The following is a 14983-nucleotide window of genomic DNA, read 5'->3' as shown; positions in this document are numbered from 1 at the left end:
GCGGCTAAACCGGCATCCCTGCCGGTTTACCCCCCAAATCCCTGTCGAATTCCGGCCAGCGTGTTTGACGGGGCGCCTGAGATCAAAATCAAGAGCGACTCGCTTCGCATCGTGGATGCGCTTTTTGGTTTCTGTAGATACCGGCTTGCCGGCGAAAAACGTGAGGACGCCGTGTTCAGGCAGTGGTAGGCGAAGGTTTCAGGCACGCGATGGAGCGATCCACCGTCGTCTTGGCCATTTCCAGTAAATGCCACACCGCCAGGATCTTAGCCCGCTCGGGGCTGGGCAGCAGCTCGCCGCAATCCAATGCAGTCGCTGAAGCGCTGTCGAGCAAACTGGCGGTGTAGAGCAGGGCGTCTTCGAAGCTGAGGTCTTCGTTGATGACGTGGAAACCCTGTGAAGGCAGGTAATGGTCGATGGCGCGGTTGAACGCGGCGCGGTCTTTTGCGGGGTCACAGGGTGGGTCGGGTAGGGCTTTGTTCATGGTGCAACTCCTATTGAGCAAAGGAGCTACCGCCGACGCTGCTAAACGCGGGTGGCAGCTGTACGCGGGTTAGCAGACCGGTCAATAGGAAAACCAGCGCACCCGAAGGTGCCCCGCGCACAGCCACCATAAACGCAGATGTGAACCGTGTGCCCATTGAAGTCAGGCTGCTAAACCCGATCACTGAAGTTCAGCGACGGAGCGAAGACTAGCCACCGATCCCGGCAGGCACAAGGCGGCGAGGATTGTCTAGGAAACGTCCTGCAATTAAAAGCGACACGCCTTGCTGGCCCTTTACAAACCATGACCAAATGCCATCTACCGCACTCTGCGTTTAATAAATTCAAGATGCTTACGCGATATCCTGTGGCGAGCGGGCTTGTCGAATCGTCGCACCGCCCGCGTTGGGCTGCGCAGCAGACCCAAAACCAGGCAGCGCGGTCAGATATGTAAACGATGTCCCCGGTTTGTACCTTCGCTGAGCATTGCCGGATGCCACGCTGAATGCATTCATCTAACTGCCGACAATCGCCTTATAACTCAAAAAAATTCGGCTATGCGATTCAGCTATTGGATTGTTCATGAGGTAATGCATTTAATTCGGGACCTAACTCATTGTTGTTCGGAATAAATCAGCGCCGTTAAGCGTTGTAATGAGTCACCGTTCCGCCTTAGAGATGAGCCATGAGCAACCTCGTTGCCCCCGCGCCCCTGATTCGCTTGCTTGGTCTATGCAAAACCTATGGTGCCCAACGGGCGCTGGATCAGGTCAGTCTGGATATTTATCCGGGTGAGGGCGTGGCGTTGCTCGGCGCCACGGGGGCGGGCAAATCGACCCTGGTAAAGATCCTCAGCGGCAGCCTGGCGCCGGACGCTGGTGAACTGTGGGTCGATGGCCAGCGCCAACGTTTCACCTCGCCGTTGTCGGCGCGGCGGGTTGGCATCGTGGCGGTGCACCAACGCCCCGACGATGGGATCGCCCCCGGCCTGAGTGTGGCCGAGAACTTGTTGCTCGATGAGCTGGGCCAACCCGACGCCGACTTCTTGCTCAATCGCAAAAACCTTCTGCAACGTGCCGGAGCCATCGCCGCCGGGCTGGGCCTGGAGCTGCCGCTGCAACACCCGGTCGAACGCCTCGGCCAGGCGGACCGCCAATTGCTGGTGCTGGCCCGCGCCTTTGCCCAGCAACCCCGATTCCTGATCCTCGACGAACCCACTGCCGCCCTGTCGGAAACCGACGCCGAACGCCTGCTTGGCTTGATCGACTGCCAGCGCGCACGGGGTGTGGCGATCCTCTACATTTCCCAGCGCCTGTCCGACCTGCAACGGGTCACCAACCGCGCGATTGTGTTGCAGGAAGGACGGCTGACCAGTGACCTCAATACCCGGCACTTGCCAAATGCCGCGTATACCCTGTTCGGTGATGTGGACGAGCAGCCGGCAGTGATACCGGGCAAGACCTTGCCGGTGCCGTTTCTGGAGCGATTTACCCGCGTTGGGTTCATCCGCAATCGGGCAGAGGGACGGGCGGTGCAGGAGCAGGTCGCAGGGTTGCGAGTGGGCACGGACGAGGCCGGTGTGCCACGCAAAAGCGGGATCAATCCCGAGAGTTGATTTGCAGGCGTGGGTGAACATCCATCAAACTGACCCGCCCCGTCGCCTCTCGAGAATCTCGACATGTCTGACACATTGTTACCGCTGGCCTTGCCTGGCGTTGCGCTGAGGCGCTGGCGCCTGCTGCACCGCGTCAAGCAATCCCATGCCGCGCAGGTGTTCGGTGTGACCCAATCGACCATTTCCCGCTGGGAAAGCGGCGTGCAGGCCATGGACCCGGTGGCGCACAAAAAGCTTGAGCAACTGCTGGCCGCTCGCCTCGACGCCGCCGCCGATCACGTCCTGGCCCGGCTGGTCAGCGAGAGCCCCCGGCCCATGCACCTTGTCTGCGACCTGACCCACCGTCTGCTGGCGTGCTCTCCGAGCCGAGCCGCCGAGTTCACGCACCCGATCAGTGAGTTGATGGGCTGCTCTCTTTGGCGTTTCGCCACCCCCGAGATCATGCGCAAGGAGCTGGCACTCAACGCATCCGGATGGCGCGAAACCCTGGCACCGCCTGCCGTGGAGTTTTCCACGGGCGCCAATGACTCGCTGCTCGTACCCATCACGCAAGGTGTTTGCCGCTGGACCCGTATCCCCCTCTCGGACGGAACGGCCGCGCGCCTGGTCGAGACACTCTGACACGGGCGCACGCATATCTTATGCGTGGACGCCAGATAGCCCTGGACCTAGTCTGGCCGCCTGTGCAGTCGCGCAGCCTGTCAGTCGACCGAGCCAGAGAACACCATGGACACCGAAGAGATCAAAGCGCGCCTTGCCTTCATTCGCGAGGCGGAAAAACTCAAGGACGTACTCCGCAGCGCCCACACCACCTCAGGGCGCACCGAAAGCACAGCGGAACATAGCTGGCGCCTGTGTCTGATGGCGATGGTTTTCGAGGATCAATTCCGCCATCTAGACAGGCTCAAACTGCTCCAGATGTGCGTCATCCATGACCTGGGAGAGGCCATCCATGGCGACATCCCGGCCATCCACAAAGCGTCATTTCCCGACAAGAGCGAGCAAGAAAGAAAAGACCTTCTACACCTGACCCGCGCACTCGACGGACCATTGCAAACGCAGATAATGGCGCTCTGGGAGGACTATGAAACCGCACAGTCTGCCGAGGCCAAGGCCGTCAAGGCGCTGGACAAACTGGAGACTCTTCTCCAGCACAATCAGGGCAAGAACCCGCCCGATTTCGACTATGGATTCAACCTGACCTACGGCAAGGGCTACACGGATGCCGATCCTTTGTTTGAGCGGCTTCGCGGGCTTATTGATGAGGGGACGCGGGAGAAGATCGACCTGTTGAACCGGTGAAACCTCTGTCTATCGACGCTCTGGCACAAACGCCACGCTCCCATCCTCACGCTTGTGAAACCACCGCTCGCCATTATCCGGCTGGGTGCCAATCACCCGATGATCCTTGCCCAGATAAGCCAGTGGCGCGGGATCGTCCTTGGCGTACTGCGCGACAATAATGGTGCGTTGCGGGTCGAAGGTCTTGCCGCTGGTTTTTTCCAGCCAGGCCAGGAACGCCGCGCTATCGCCCTGGCGGGGAAAGTCCTGGGTTTCGGCCACGTAGTAGAACGGCTTGCCGCCGTTTTGCAGGTACATCGGCACTTTGTTGTCCGCTTCCACCAGCACGAGTTGCCATTGCTCCCACGGCGCGATTTGGGTCGCTTCGGTTCGCACGTCTTCGGCAAAGCGGGTCACGCCGCCGTTGCTGTTGCTCCAGGGGTAGGCCACGCCGAGTATCAACAGCATCAGCGCGGCGGCGATGGCGAAGCCTTTGAACCAGCGTGACTGGCTGGCTGGCCGTGCCCGCAGGCGTTCGCTGACCCACCAGGCGCCGAGCAGTTGGGCGAAGGGCACCAATGGCAGTACGTAGTAGCTGCGTCGACTGCCGCTGGCGGTGAAGAACACGAACAACAGGCCCAGGCCCCACACCAGCCACCGCACGTTCGGCGGCGTGTGGCGCCAGTGCCGCAGCGCCAGCCACAGGCCGAGCAGCCAGCACGGCACCCAGGGCAGGGTGTAGGCGGGCAGGTAGATCAGGTAGGTGTAGATCGGGCCCATATGGTCGAACGGGTCGAAAAAGCGCACCACGTTTTCGCGGAACACCAACGCCAGGCCGCTGCTGCCATAGCTAGGGGCACCGTAGACATGGGACAGCACGAAGGGCACGGCATACACCGCCGCAGCGATCAGCAAGGCACACACCAGGCGCAGGTTGAGGTGGCGCTTGTAGCGATGTTCCGCCAGCAGGTGTGGCAGCAGCACCAGGCCGGGCAGTACAAAGCCGATCAGCCCTTTGAACAGCGATGTCACGGCCAGCAGCAGGAAGAACACCGTGTAGCGACCCAACCGCGTGTCCTCCGGCCCGCGCCAGTACCACCACACCGCCGCCAGCACACCACACACCGTCAGCACGTCGGCCGTGGCCACACGCGCCCAGAACAGGAAGTAGAAGGTGGTGGTGAGCATCCAAGCGGCAATCAGCCCGGTGCCCTTGCGTAGCAGTTGTTCGCCGATCAGGTAGACCAGCCACACGCTCAGCCAGGCGCCGATCACGGACGGCAAGCGCAGTGACCAGGGACCGAGGCCACCCAGTAAGTGGGCGCTGGCGGTGATCAACCAGTAGGAGGGCAGGGGTTTGTCGTAATAGGGCGCGCCCTTGAGGTAGGGATCGAAATAGTCGCCGCTCTGCAGCATCTGCAAGGCGATGTTCGCCCAACGGGTTTCCGGGCCCCACAGGTCGCGTGCGCCCAGGCCGGTCAGCAGCAGCACGGCGGTGACGCCCAGCAACAGCAGCAGGGCGCCGCGTTCGGTCTTCCAGAAAGCCGCCATCACGGCGATTTCGGGTAGATGATCAGTTCGAGGGAACCCTTGTAGTAGCGTTTGCCTCCGGGCGGCAGTTGCCCGGCTTCGCGCATTTCACTGGTGCTGTTGACGCGCATCAGTACGCCCACCGAGCCGAGTTGGCGCTGTTCCTTGAGCCAGGCCTGCACCGCTTCCAATTCCACTTTGCGATGCACCGAACCTGCGTACTGCAAGCCATATCGCAGCTCACCCTCGGTGTCGTACAGCGCCACTTCCGGGCGTTTCAGGCGCCAGGCCAAGGCACTGGCATTCCCCAGTTCGTTGCTCAGCAGGGCTTTTGTCTGTTGCAGTTGTTCCAGGTGTTCGAGCACAAACTGGTCGGGCATTTCGTTGTCCGCGATCCACTCCGGCATGCTCGCCGGCAGCAGGATCACCAGCAGGCCGATGCCCAGCGCTGGCATCGCCCACAGCGTCAGCGGGCGGAAGGCTTGCAGCAGGTTGGTGAGGATCCACCCCAGCAACACGATAAACGCCAGGGACAGGCTGAACATCTCCGCATGGCTGTTGCTGTACAAGGGTCGGGCGATTTGCAGGTAGATCAGCACGATCATGGCCGCCATGCCGATCACGAAGTTGAGCAGGCCATTGAGGCAGATCGTGCGGGCTTTATGCCGGTTGATCAGGTCGACCAGCGTATGCCCCATCAACAAGGCCAGGGGTAGCAGGCACGGCATGATGTAGGTCGGCAGCTTGCCGTTGCTCAGGCTGAAGAAACCCAGTGGCAACAGCAGCCACAGGGCCAGGAAGGCGATGGCCGGTTGGCGCTTTTCCTGCCAGGTCTTGCGCAGGGTGCTCGGCAGCAACCCTGCCCAAGGCAGACACGCTACAGCGATGATCGGCAGGAAGAACCACCACGGCCGCACGTGTTGCGCGTTGTCGGCGCTGAAGCGGCGGATGTGTTCATTCCAGAAAAAGAAGCGCCAGAAGTCCGGTTCCTGCAGATGGATCGCCAGCGCCCAAGGCAGGCACACCAACAAGCACACCAGCATGGCCAGCGGGCCATAGCGCAGCAGTTCGCCCAGGCGGCGTTGCCAGAGCATGTAAGGCACGGCGATCAACACCGGCAACGCCAGGGCCAGGAAGCCCTTGGTCAGGAAACCCAGGGCGCAGGCCAGGCCCACGACGGTCCACGCCCAAAGGCGGCCGCGCACTGTGTGGCTGTCGAGGGCAAACCACAGGGCCACCAGGCTCAGGTTGACCCACAAGGTGAATTGCGGATCCAGGTTGGAGTAGCCCGCTTGCCCGGCCACCAGGCCGAAGCTCAGGTAGAGCAGGGCGCAGGCGTAGCTTTTGAGCGGGTCATTCCACAGGCGGCGGGCCATCAGGTAGGCCAACAGCACGCTCAAGCCGGTCGTAAGCGCCGAGGCGATGCGCACGCCGAACAGGTTCTGGCCGAACACCGCTTGGCCCAAGGCGATCAACCAATAACCGCCAGCGGGTTTTTCAAAATAGCGGATGCCCATGAAATGCGGCGCTACCCAGTTGCCGCTCTGGAGCATTTCCTGGCTGATCTGGGCGTAGCGGGTTTCGTCCGGGATCCACAAGCCGTGCAGGCCCAGGGGCAACAGGTAAAACGCGATAAAGGCCAGTAATAAAAGTGGCAGAGGTTTTAATCGAGTCATGCAAACGTCACTCCCTGACGTTTAGTTGTGGGGATTTCAAGTAATGAGGTAATAGAAGAAAAAGTCACAGCATTCACTGAATTACGGAAAATAGTCATGATGTCCTTAGTTAAAAGGCGCAACTAAACATGCCAGAGCAGGGCTGTCTTTTTGCTGAACAAATGGACAGGAAAGTGTTTAAAGTTGTTTTAACGCGGCCGGCCAGTCCGGGCCATTGACGATGCCCAGCGTCTTGAATTTACCGTTGGGCAATACCTGCACGAACAAGGCGCTGCCGTATTTGGGGAAGGCGGCATGGGGAAAGCCCAGGGTGCTTTCGAAGTCGGCAATGCAGCCGCTGTGAGTGACGAAGACCAGGTTGCGTCCGGGGGTTTTGTGGCTGAGTAATTCTTCGCCCATGGCTGCGCCGCAGACGGCTTGCTGGCCGGAGGTCAGTTCGTTTTTACCAAACATGAAGCGCAAGGTCTGGGCGGTGCGGATGGCCGGGCTGGCCAGCACGTCGCTGCCGTCCATGCCCAGTGTTTTAAAGGCTTTGCCCAGTGTTTCGGCGTTCTGGCTGCCGTTGATCGTCAGGCCCTCCACGGGGCCCAGGCAAGGGTTGGTCGAGCGGTCGCACCGCTCTTCGTGGCGCACCAGCACGATCAGGTCGCCGTCGCGCCAGAGGGGTAGCACGTGGGAAGTCAGCAGGCGGTTGCCGACGCCGAGGTCCTTGGGCGAAGCGTGCCAGAGCAGGCTGGCAGCCAACAGCAAACCGACCACGAACAGCCCCAGCCACAGTCGTCGCAGGCGCTTGATAAAGGCCCATCGCGAGCGCGGTTTGGTCAGGGTAAGGTCAACCACTTCATTCACCATGGGCAGTGTTGGCAATGTTTTATTAATTAGGTGCAACGTGTTGGCGTATGCCCACAGTGAAGCCAGAGGCTGTCACAGGGAGGCTGTCTTTTCGCTGAACATGTTGCGGTTAAAAAGTTGTCAGGCATGGCAACTAACAAGTTGCCGACGAATGACCCATGGCCGGTAATCTAGAGTGCGTGGGGTGGTTAGCCGGTGAAATCCATGTGAAAAATTTGCATGGCCTGGATCGCCAGCCGTTATTCTCGATTGCCACCCCTCAAACGAGTGTTCTCATGCTGCAAGTGCAAGGTGTGTTCAAAAGCTATGCCACCCCCCAAGGGCCGTTGGCGGTGTTGGCCGGAGTGGACCTGCACCTGGCCGAGCGCAGCAGCCTGGCGTTGATGGGCGAGTCGGGCAGCGGCAAGAGCACTTTGCTGCATCTGGTGGCCGGCCTGGACCGGGTGGACGGTGGCAGCATCCAGGTCGGCGAGCAGCGCCTCGACCAACTCAGCGAAGCGCAACTGGCCCATTGGCGGCGCACGGAGATCGGGCTGGTGTTCCAGCAGTTCAACCTGATCGGCAGCCTGCGGGTCGAGGACAACCTGGCGTTCCAGGCGCGGTTGGCCGGGCGGTTTGATCCGCAGTGGCAGGCACAGCTGGTGGCGCGCCTGGGCCTGGGTGGTCTGCTCAAGCGTTATCCGGAACAGCTTTCCGGCGGCCAGCAGCAACGGGTCGCGGTGGGGCGCGCGTTGGCGTCAAGGCCGCGCCTGTTATTGGCCGATGAACCCACCGGCAACCTCGACGAAGCCACCAGCGACGAGGTGTTGCAACTGCTGCTGGACTTGCTGCGCGAAAGTCCCACCAGCTTGTTGATGGTCACCCATAGCCCACGCATCGCCGCACGCCTGGACCGGCAGGTGGTGTTGCATCGCGGCCATGTCGTGCCCGCGAGTGCTGTCTGAAATGGCTGTTTTTTATTGGACCTTGCGCGCGCTGCTCAGCCATTGGCGGCGCCATCCGGTGCAGTTTTTCAGCGTGCTCACCGGTTTGTGGCTGGCCACCGCGCTGCTGATCGGCGTACAGGCCCTCAACAGCCAGGCACGCGACAGCTATGCCCGCGCCAGCCAGTTGATCGGCGGCGAACCCCAGGCCAGCCTCGGCGCGGCGGACGGCGCCAGTTTCCCCCAAGCAGTCTTCGCCCAGTTGCGTCGGGCCGGTTGGCCGGTGTCGCCGGTGGTTCAAGGGCGGGTGCAGCTCAAGGAGCGGGAGGAGGTGCGCCTGCAATTGATGGGCATCGACCCGGTGTCGTTGCCCGGCAGTGGCGCGGTGGCAGGGCAGCGTTTGAGCCAGGCACAAATGCTGGCGTTTTTCGAACCGCCGGGGCGTACGTGGATTGCACCGCAGACCTTGGAGGCCTTGGGGCTGCATGAAGGTCAACAGCCCACCACCCTGAGCGGACACACCCTGCCGCCGCTGCAAACCCAGGCCGATATGGCCCCCGGAGTGTTGCTCACCGACATCGGCTTTGCCCAGCCTGTGCTGGAGATGCCTGAGCGCCTGTCGCGGCTGTTGGTGGACAAGACTTTCGCCGCTGGCCAGCCCACGCCGCCCGCCGGGCTGCAACTCAAGCAAGGCGAGGACAATAACCTCGCGCGTCTCACCGCAAGCTTTCACCTGAACCTCGATGCATTGGGCTTTCTATCCTTTGTGGTCGGGCTGTTTATCGTGCACGCCGCCATTGGGCTAGCCCTGGAGCAACGGCGCGGGCTGTTGCGCACCTTGCGTGCCTGTGGCGTCAGTGTGCGTCTGTTGATCGTCAGCCTGGGCGTCGAACTCGGTGTGCTTTCGTTGCTGGGTGGCGTGCTCGGCGTGGCCAGCGGCTACCTGTTGGCCAGCCTGTTGCTGCCGGATGTCGCCGCCAGCCTGCGTGGTTTGTATGGCGCCGAGGTGCCGGGGCAGTTGAGCCTGAGCCCTTGGTGGTGGGGTGCCGGGTTGGGCTTGAGTTTGCTCGGCGCGTTGCTGGCCGGTGCCAGCAGCCTGTGGCGGGCGGCGCGCTTGCCCTTGTTGGCGCTGGCCAATGCGCAGGCCTGGCATGAGGCCCATGGGCGTTGGTTGCAGCGGCAAGGGTGGGTGGCCGCTGCCGCGCTGGTGATCGCCGTGCTGGCGCTGGGGTTCGGTCATAGCCTGGCTGCTGGCTTCGTGCTGATGGCTGCGTTACTGCTCGGTGCGGCCCTGGGTTTGCCGGTGGTGCTCAATGCTTTGCTCAAGGCCGTTCTGGGACGCAGCCGTTCGGTGCTGGGCCAGTGGTTTCTGGCTGATTGCCGTCAGCAATTGCCGGCGTTGAGCCTGGCCCTGATGGCGCTGCTGTTGGCCCTGGCCGCGAATATCGGGGCAGGCTCCATGACGTCGGGGTTTCGTCATACGTTCAACAACTGGCTGGAGCAGCGTCTGACTGCCGAGCTGTACCTCAACCCACAAAACCCGGCCCAGGCCGAGCAACTGAGCCGATGGTTGGCGCAACAACCGCGAGTGCAGGCGGTGTTGCCCACCTGGCAAGTCGCGGTGCAATTGCAGGGCTGGCCGGCGGATCTGTTTGGCGTGGTCGACGACCCGACTTATCGCCAGCATTGGCCGCTGTTGGAGGCGTCGAGCGAGCCGTGGGACCAGTTGCAGCAAGGGGACACGCTGATGCTCAGCGAGCAACTGGCACGCAGGCTGGCGGTGAAGTTGGGCGATACCCTGAGCATCCCGACGCCTCAGGGCACCTGGACGCCGAAAATAGTCGGGATCTACGCCGATTACGGCAACCCCAAGGGCCATATTCTGGTCAATTCCAAGCACCTGCTGACCCATTGGCCGACGCTGTCACCGGCGCGTTTCAACCTGCGGGTGTCACCGGCAGACGTGGCACCGCTGACGCGTGAGGTGCAACGCGCCTTTGCCTTGGAAGACAGCCGTATCGTCGATCAACAGCAACTCAAAGGCTGGTCGAGCCAGGTATTCGAACGCACCTTCGCCGCCACCGCCGCCCTGAACAGCCTGACGCTGGGCGTGGCCGGTGTGGCGCTGTTCATCAGCCTGTTGACCCAGAGCCAGAGTCGCCTGGGCCAACTCGCACCGCTGTGGGCATTGGGCGTCACGCGTCGGCAATTGATGCTGCTCAACCTTGGCCAGACCTGGCTGCTGGCGGTACTCACGTTGGTCTTGGCCTTGCCGCTCGGCTTGCTGTTGGCCTGGTGCCTGGACGCGGTGATCAATGTGCAGGCCTTTGGTTGGCGCCTGCCGCTGCAGGTGTTCCCGTGGCAACTCGCGCAGTTGCTTGGGTTGGCGATGCTCGCGACCTTGCTGGCCTCGGCATGGCCGTTGTGGCAGTTGTATCGCAGTCGTCCGGCGGATTTGTTGAGGACGTTTGCCAATGAAGATTAAGTGGCTGTTGTGGATGTGCTGCTTGTTGGTCGCTTGTGACAAAGTCCCTGAGCCGCAGGAAAGCTTCGCCGGCCTGGGCAGTGACGCGGCGGACTTTGCCCAAGTGGTACCCGGCAAAGTGTTCAGTTTTCCCGAGGACCATGGCCCCCATCCGGGCTTTCGTATCGAGTGGTGGTACGTCACCGCCAACCTCAAGGACGCGCAGGGCAATGTCTTCGGCGTGCAGTGGACCTTGTTCCGCAATGCGCTCAAGGCCGGGCCGACCGAGGCGGGCTGGCGCGATTCGACGATCTGGCTTGGCCACGCCGCCGTGACGTCCGCCACTCACCACTATGCCGCCGAACGCTTTGCGCGCGGCGGCGTGGGCCAGGCCGGGGCCCAGGCGCAGCCGTTCAATGCCTGGATCGACGATTGGAATTTCGTCACCCGTCCCGGCGCCGTAAGCAGCCTGGCCGACATGCAACTCAAGGCCAGTGGTGCGCAATTCGCCTATGACCTACAGCTGACCTCCAGTCGCCCATTGGTGTTGCAGGGTGACGAGGGCTACAGCCGCAAGTCCGACCAGGGCCAGGCGTCGTACTACTACAGCCAGCCGTTTTTCAGTGCCAGTGGTAGCGTCACTGTCAATGGCAAGGTGTATCAAGTCACCGGCCCGGCCTGGCTCGACCGCGAGTGGAGCAGCCAGCCGCTGAGCGCCAGCCAGACCGGCTGGGACTGGTTCTCCCTGCACCTGGACCGTGGCGAGCAGTTGATGCTGTTTCGGGTGCGGCAAGCCGACGGCGCGGGTTATCTCACGGGGACCTGGATCGACGCGCAAGGCCAGACGCAGACGCTGCACAACGCGGATATCCAACTGGTGCCGTTGGAAACCACCACGATTGACGGTCGCAAGATTCCCACGCGCTGGTCGCTGAAAATCCCCGGCAAACAGCTGGATATCACCACCCAAGCCGTCAACCCGAACGCCTGGATGAACCTGAGTATTCCGTACTGGGAAGGGCCGGTGCGGTTTGATGGCGGGGTGGGTTACCTGGAAATGACCGGGTATTAGGGCGGTTTCTGTAGGCTCTATTTCACCGCTGCGTAGGCAGCTTCCCAAATGTAAAGCGACCCCCCTGGGCTTGTGTCCGGGGCGCAGGCGCTTGCTTATATTTCGACGCCATCTCAATTGCATCCTGGATGTGGGGCATGGCGCAGAGCTTTATCAACGACCGCGCAACGGACTACCCAAGCCTCAAATCCCGATTGATGGGTGGCGGGTTGAGTCGTTCGCGCTCGGATCATTTTGACGTGCTGAATCGGCACCTGCGGCCCGGCTTGGTGGCACCGGGGCAACTGGTGATTATTCCCGACAGCCACAGCCTGAATTGCTCGGTCGAGGAAGCGTGGTTGATGCGCCATGCCGAGGAAGTCCGTCGTCACCTGGCACTGAATGCGGCGACGGGTACGGCACTGCTCGGCAACTATGACTTGCTGCAGAGTTTCATGGCGAACGGCTCGATTGGCGTCGGCAGTGCGACTTCGGCCTGGGCGCGGCACCTGAATGAAGTGGCGCAAACGTTGGAGGAAATCGAGCGGTTGCATCAGCGGTTGAAAGACGGCGGGTTGGACAGGGCGGCGTTTATCCAGCAGCGCCAGGCGGTGTTTCGTCGCTTGGAGGTGCAGATGCAAGGGGCTGCGCGGTTGGGGACGGGATTGCAGGGTAATGAGTCGTTGAAGAAGGTGTTGGGGATTTCGACCAGGAGCTATCTGCATAAGGGGGAAATTGCGGGGTATGCGCAAAGGATTGGCGCTATTGCGCAGATGTCAAAGTGGTTGAGCAAAGGGACTTACATGGGATTGGCGTTGGACGTAGGCGTGGCGAGTTTGGAGATCAAGGAGGCGTGTATGACGGGAAGGGAAGCTCAATGCAGAAGGGCGAAGTATGTTGAGACGGGGAGAATGGCGGGTGGAGTCGCAGGAGCCGCCTTTCTGGGAAAAGTCGGTGCAGACGCAGCTCGTCGGGCATGCACAATGTTCTTAGGCATTCGAATGAAGGGAAAAGGTGAACTCGCCTGTGGCGTTATCGGAGGTGCAGCGGGAGGGTTTGTGGGAGGTGATGAGTTCGGCAGTTTTGGTTCATTTTTGGGAGGGAGGATCGTGGACGCCGATGGGGATTTGATTTTCCTGCCCGAGGGGACCTGACCATGGACCTTTTTCTCATCTACTCCATCGTGCTGTTTGCTGGAATGTTTGTAATCGTGGGACTGATGATTTTTGCGGAATATACAAAGCTTGACGAGGTGGAAAGCCACTTCAGTCAAAATGAAAGGGTTCGCGACAATAAGCGCTTCTGGTGCCGAAACCAGTGGATCGACAGGCAATATCGCATGTTGCTGATTCTAGCGTTTTTCTCAGATTCAAAACGCTATATGGCGGCCGGTGTTGTGACTGAAGCCGAACTGGCGTCTGTCCCTTTGGCGCTCAAGCGTTGGGTGGTGTGGCCCTATTACGTTGGGTACATTTGGGCCTTAGGGACCGTTGTGTGGATCGTCTGGCGCTGGTGGTACGACATCCCGATTCCATAGGAATGATTTTTTCATAAAAAAATACTGTACATATGTACAGTCATATTCTACATTCCATCCCAGGTGACCGGATGTCACCTGACCTTCAGTTTTTAACTATGGATGGATAAAAAATGAAATCGAAAAAAGCCTTTATGCTGGGCGCGGCCATGGCGGCCTCCTGCTTCGTTTCGGCCTTTGCCCTGGCTGAGCAAACACCTCAGAAACTCAGCGCCGAAGCGGTCAGGCAGGCCGTGGAAAAAGCGCTCAAATCCGGCGGCACGCTGGACGCGGCGAAGGTGCCGGCCAGCCTCAAGCAAAAACTCCTGGCGGCCAAGACCGGCCAGTCCAAGGCCGTCGCCCAGGCGGTCAAATCCGCGCCGTTCAACAGCGTAGTCAGCGAGTTGAAAAAACCGGGCCAGGTCGAGCCGAAAAGCGCTGCCGTCGCCGACTTTGTTCCGCTGTTCCCCACCCTGGATATCAATACCCTCTACACCATCGACGGTGTGGCCCAGGGTGAAGAGTTTGCCTACCACTTCAACCTCCCACAGAACGCGCGGGTCCAGGTGCAACTGGTCAACCAGAGCGCGGGCACCGACATGTCGCTGACCCTGTTCCAGGACGACGGCCAGGGCAACCTGAGCGTGGTGGGCTCCTCGGATGCCGCTGGCAATGCCGATGAGTATCTCAACGGCGTGCTACCGGCCGGTGATTACTACTGGTACATGGTCGCCAAGGTCGCCAATAACTCGCAATTCAGCTTTGGCGTGGCGGTGGATACCAACATCGACGCCTACGAACCGAATGACACGCCGCAAACCGCCTTTGTACTGCCGGACTCGATGAACAAGGTGACCGGTAACCTCGACAACGCCAACGATGTCGATTACTTCGACTTCAAGGCGGTGCGTGGCCAAAGCGTGAGCATGTACCTGGCCGGTGACGCGAACGGCAGTCGCAACCAGTGGATTTTCGATCGTTTTGACGGCGTCAATTGGGTCACCATCCCGGCCGGGTCGACCTCGACCTACCCGAGCGTTACACCAGGTACTACGGTGAAGGTGCGTGTGCAGGCCAACCCGGCCGTGGTCCAGGATCCGACCAAGCAATACCAGTTGAGCCTGGGGTCCACGCCGCGCCTGAACACCTCGGATGTGAAGGGTGACAATATCGTGCGTGTACCTGCGTCGATCTTCTGGATGGCGACCCAGGCGGGACGTACGGTGAACTGGACCACCAACTGGTCCGACTCCACAGGCGCACCGCTGTTGGGTGTCACACCGGTCCTGCGCATCGACAAGCGCTTTGACGGTGCCGAGTTCCACTGGACCGACTTCAAGGCCACCACCAACAGTGCGGGCACTTCCCAGGCCAGCGCCGGCATCGGTGACTGCTTCGGCGAATACCGTGTGCAGTATCCGGATAACAGCACCGGCGTGACGTATAACTGGGACACCACCTTCAACTTCGGTGGCTGGCGTATCGAGCTGGACGAGTTCCCCGGTGTGGGCGTGGGTGGCGAGAACGTGCCTTACGTGACCTTCGGGCACATTTGCACCCAGAACATCGTTCACTGATCCCACAGCGTGAGT

General features: G+C 61.0%; 14 protein-coding genes. 10 read left to right on the top strand and 4 right to left on the bottom strand.

Annotated features, from left to right (window positions below):
* Positions 1–189 (top strand): hypothetical protein (locus tag HX823_RS31835; protein ID WP_218169813.1); only part of this gene is annotated, 189 nt, incomplete at its 5' end.
* Here the strand turns inward: HX823_RS31835 and HX823_RS15625 are convergent.
* Complete coding sequence (locus HX823_RS15625) at positions 176–484, bottom strand: DUF6124 family protein (RefSeq protein WP_038849084.1); 309 nt, start codon at positions 482–484, stop codon at positions 176–178. The genes HX823_RS31835 and HX823_RS15625 overlap by 14 nt on opposite strands.
* Positions 485–1168: 684 nt before the next feature.
* Here HX823_RS15625 and HX823_RS15620 point away from each other — a divergent pair.
* The 3 genes from HX823_RS15620 to HX823_RS15610 all read left to right on the top strand — a co-directional run bounded on the left by HX823_RS15620 (position 1169) and on the right by HX823_RS15610 (position 3400).
* The gene (locus HX823_RS15620; protein ID WP_177075417.1) at positions 1169–2098 is read left to right on the top strand and encodes an ATP-binding cassette domain-containing protein; all 930 of its coding nucleotides are present in this window, start codon (positions 1169–1171) and stop codon (positions 2096–2098) included.
* A gap of 63 nt (positions 2099–2161) precedes the next feature.
* Positions 2162–2719, top strand: a complete 558-nt coding sequence (locus tag HX823_RS15615) for a helix-turn-helix transcriptional regulator (RefSeq protein ID WP_177075416.1) — start codon at positions 2162–2164, stop codon at positions 2717–2719.
* A gap of 105 nt (positions 2720–2824) precedes the next feature.
* Positions 2825–3400: an HD domain-containing protein gene (locus HX823_RS15610; protein WP_038849079.1), complete on the top strand. Its 576-nt coding sequence runs from the start codon at positions 2825–2827 to the stop codon at positions 3398–3400.
* Positions 3401–3409: 9 nt separating this feature from the next.
* On the opposite strand, the gene HX823_RS15605 is transcribed toward HX823_RS15610, so the two are convergent.
* From HX823_RS15605 to HX823_RS15595, 3 genes are all read right to left on the bottom strand, one after another.
* On the bottom strand, positions 3410–4930 hold the full coding sequence (locus tag HX823_RS15605) for a glycosyltransferase family 39 protein (protein ID WP_177075415.1): 1521 nt from the start codon (positions 4928–4930) through the stop codon (positions 3410–3412).
* Positions 4930–6585: a lipid IV(A) 4-amino-4-deoxy-L-arabinosyltransferase gene (gene arnT / locus HX823_RS15600; protein ID WP_177075414.1), complete on the bottom strand. Its 1656-nt coding sequence runs from the start codon at positions 6583–6585 to the stop codon at positions 4930–4932. The genes HX823_RS15605 and arnT overlap by 1 nt, the downstream gene beginning before the upstream one ends.
* 177 nt (positions 6586–6762) lie before the next feature.
* On the bottom strand, positions 6763–7437 hold the full coding sequence (locus HX823_RS15595) for a histidine phosphatase family protein (RefSeq protein ID WP_038849073.1): 675 nt from the start codon (positions 7435–7437) through the stop codon (positions 6763–6765).
* Between the two features lie 275 nt (positions 7438–7712).
* Between HX823_RS15595 and HX823_RS15590 the strand changes: the two genes are divergently transcribed.
* The 6 genes from HX823_RS15590 (at position 7713) to HX823_RS15565 (ending at position 14968) form a co-directional block, all read left to right on the top strand.
* Positions 7713–8381 carry an ABC transporter ATP-binding protein gene (locus HX823_RS15590; protein ID WP_177075413.1) on the top strand — a complete coding sequence of 223 codons (669 nt, stop codon included), beginning with the start codon at positions 7713–7715 and terminating at the stop codon, positions 8379–8381.
* A 1-nt stretch (position 8382) separates the two neighbouring features.
* Positions 8383–10845: an ABC transporter permease gene (locus HX823_RS15585; RefSeq protein WP_177075412.1), complete on the top strand. Its 2463-nt coding sequence runs from the start codon at positions 8383–8385 to the stop codon at positions 10843–10845.
* Positions 10835–11896 (top strand): lipocalin-like domain-containing protein, encoded by a 1062-nt coding sequence (locus tag HX823_RS15580; RefSeq protein WP_177075411.1) that lies wholly within the window; start codon positions 10835–10837, stop codon positions 11894–11896. Before HX823_RS15585 ends, HX823_RS15580 begins: the two co-directional genes overlap by 11 nt.
* Positions 11897–12033: 137 nt before the next feature.
* On the top strand, positions 12034–13029 hold the full coding sequence (locus HX823_RS15575; RefSeq protein WP_177075409.1) for a hypothetical protein: 996 nt from the start codon (positions 12034–12036) through the stop codon (positions 13027–13029).
* Positions 13030–13031: 2 nt separating this feature from the next.
* On the top strand, positions 13032–13412 hold the full coding sequence (locus HX823_RS15570) for a hypothetical protein (RefSeq protein WP_177075407.1): 381 nt from the start codon (positions 13032–13034) through the stop codon (positions 13410–13412).
* A gap of 113 nt (positions 13413–13525) precedes the next feature.
* Complete coding sequence (locus HX823_RS15565; protein ID WP_177075405.1) at positions 13526–14968, top strand: hypothetical protein; 1443 nt, start codon at positions 13526–13528, stop codon at positions 14966–14968.
* The last annotated feature ends 15 nt before the right edge of the window (positions 14969–14983 follow it).

Origin of the sequence: Pseudomonas sp. P7759, assembly GCF_013386445.1 — a bacterium.
In the GTDB taxonomy this organism is placed as follows: Bacteria; Pseudomonadota; Gammaproteobacteria; order Pseudomonadales; family Pseudomonadaceae; genus Aquipseudomonas; species Aquipseudomonas azotoformans_A.
The sequence above is the reverse complement of the archived record's forward strand: the minus strand, read 5'-3'. Positions and strand labels throughout refer to the sequence as shown.

Coding starts and splice junctions, on each gene's coding strand:
- HX823_RS15625 (WP_038849084.1), bottom strand. CDS start 484: ATGAACAAAGCCCTACCCGACCCACCCTGTGACCCCGCAAAAGACCGC.
- HX823_RS15620 (WP_177075417.1), top strand. CDS start 1,169: ATGAGCAACCTCGTTGCCCCCGCGCCCCTGATTCGCTTGCTTGGTCTA.
- HX823_RS15615 (WP_177075416.1), top strand. CDS start 2,162: ATGTCTGACACATTGTTACCGCTGGCCTTGCCTGGCGTTGCGCTGAGG.
- HX823_RS15610 (WP_038849079.1), top strand. CDS start 2,825: ATGGACACCGAAGAGATCAAAGCGCGCCTTGCCTTCATTCGCGAGGCG.
- HX823_RS15605 (WP_177075415.1), bottom strand. CDS start 4,930: ATGGCGGCTTTCTGGAAGACCGAACGCGGCGCCCTGCTGCTGTTGCTG.
- arnT (WP_177075414.1), bottom strand. CDS start 6,585: ATGACTCGATTAAAACCTCTGCCACTTTTATTACTGGCCTTTATCGCG.
- HX823_RS15595 (WP_038849073.1), bottom strand. CDS start 7,437: ATGGTGAATGAAGTGGTTGACCTTACCCTGACCAAACCGCGCTCGCGA.
- HX823_RS15590 (WP_177075413.1), top strand. CDS start 7,713: ATGCTGCAAGTGCAAGGTGTGTTCAAAAGCTATGCCACCCCCCAAGGG.
- HX823_RS15585 (WP_177075412.1), top strand. CDS start 8,383: ATGGCTGTTTTTTATTGGACCTTGCGCGCGCTGCTCAGCCATTGGCGG.
- HX823_RS15580 (WP_177075411.1), top strand. CDS start 10,835: ATGAAGATTAAGTGGCTGTTGTGGATGTGCTGCTTGTTGGTCGCTTGT.
- HX823_RS15575 (WP_177075409.1), top strand. CDS start 12,034: ATGGCGCAGAGCTTTATCAACGACCGCGCAACGGACTACCCAAGCCTC.
- HX823_RS15570 (WP_177075407.1), top strand. CDS start 13,032: ATGGACCTTTTTCTCATCTACTCCATCGTGCTGTTTGCTGGAATGTTT.
- HX823_RS15565 (WP_177075405.1), top strand. CDS start 13,526: ATGAAATCGAAAAAAGCCTTTATGCTGGGCGCGGCCATGGCGGCCTCC.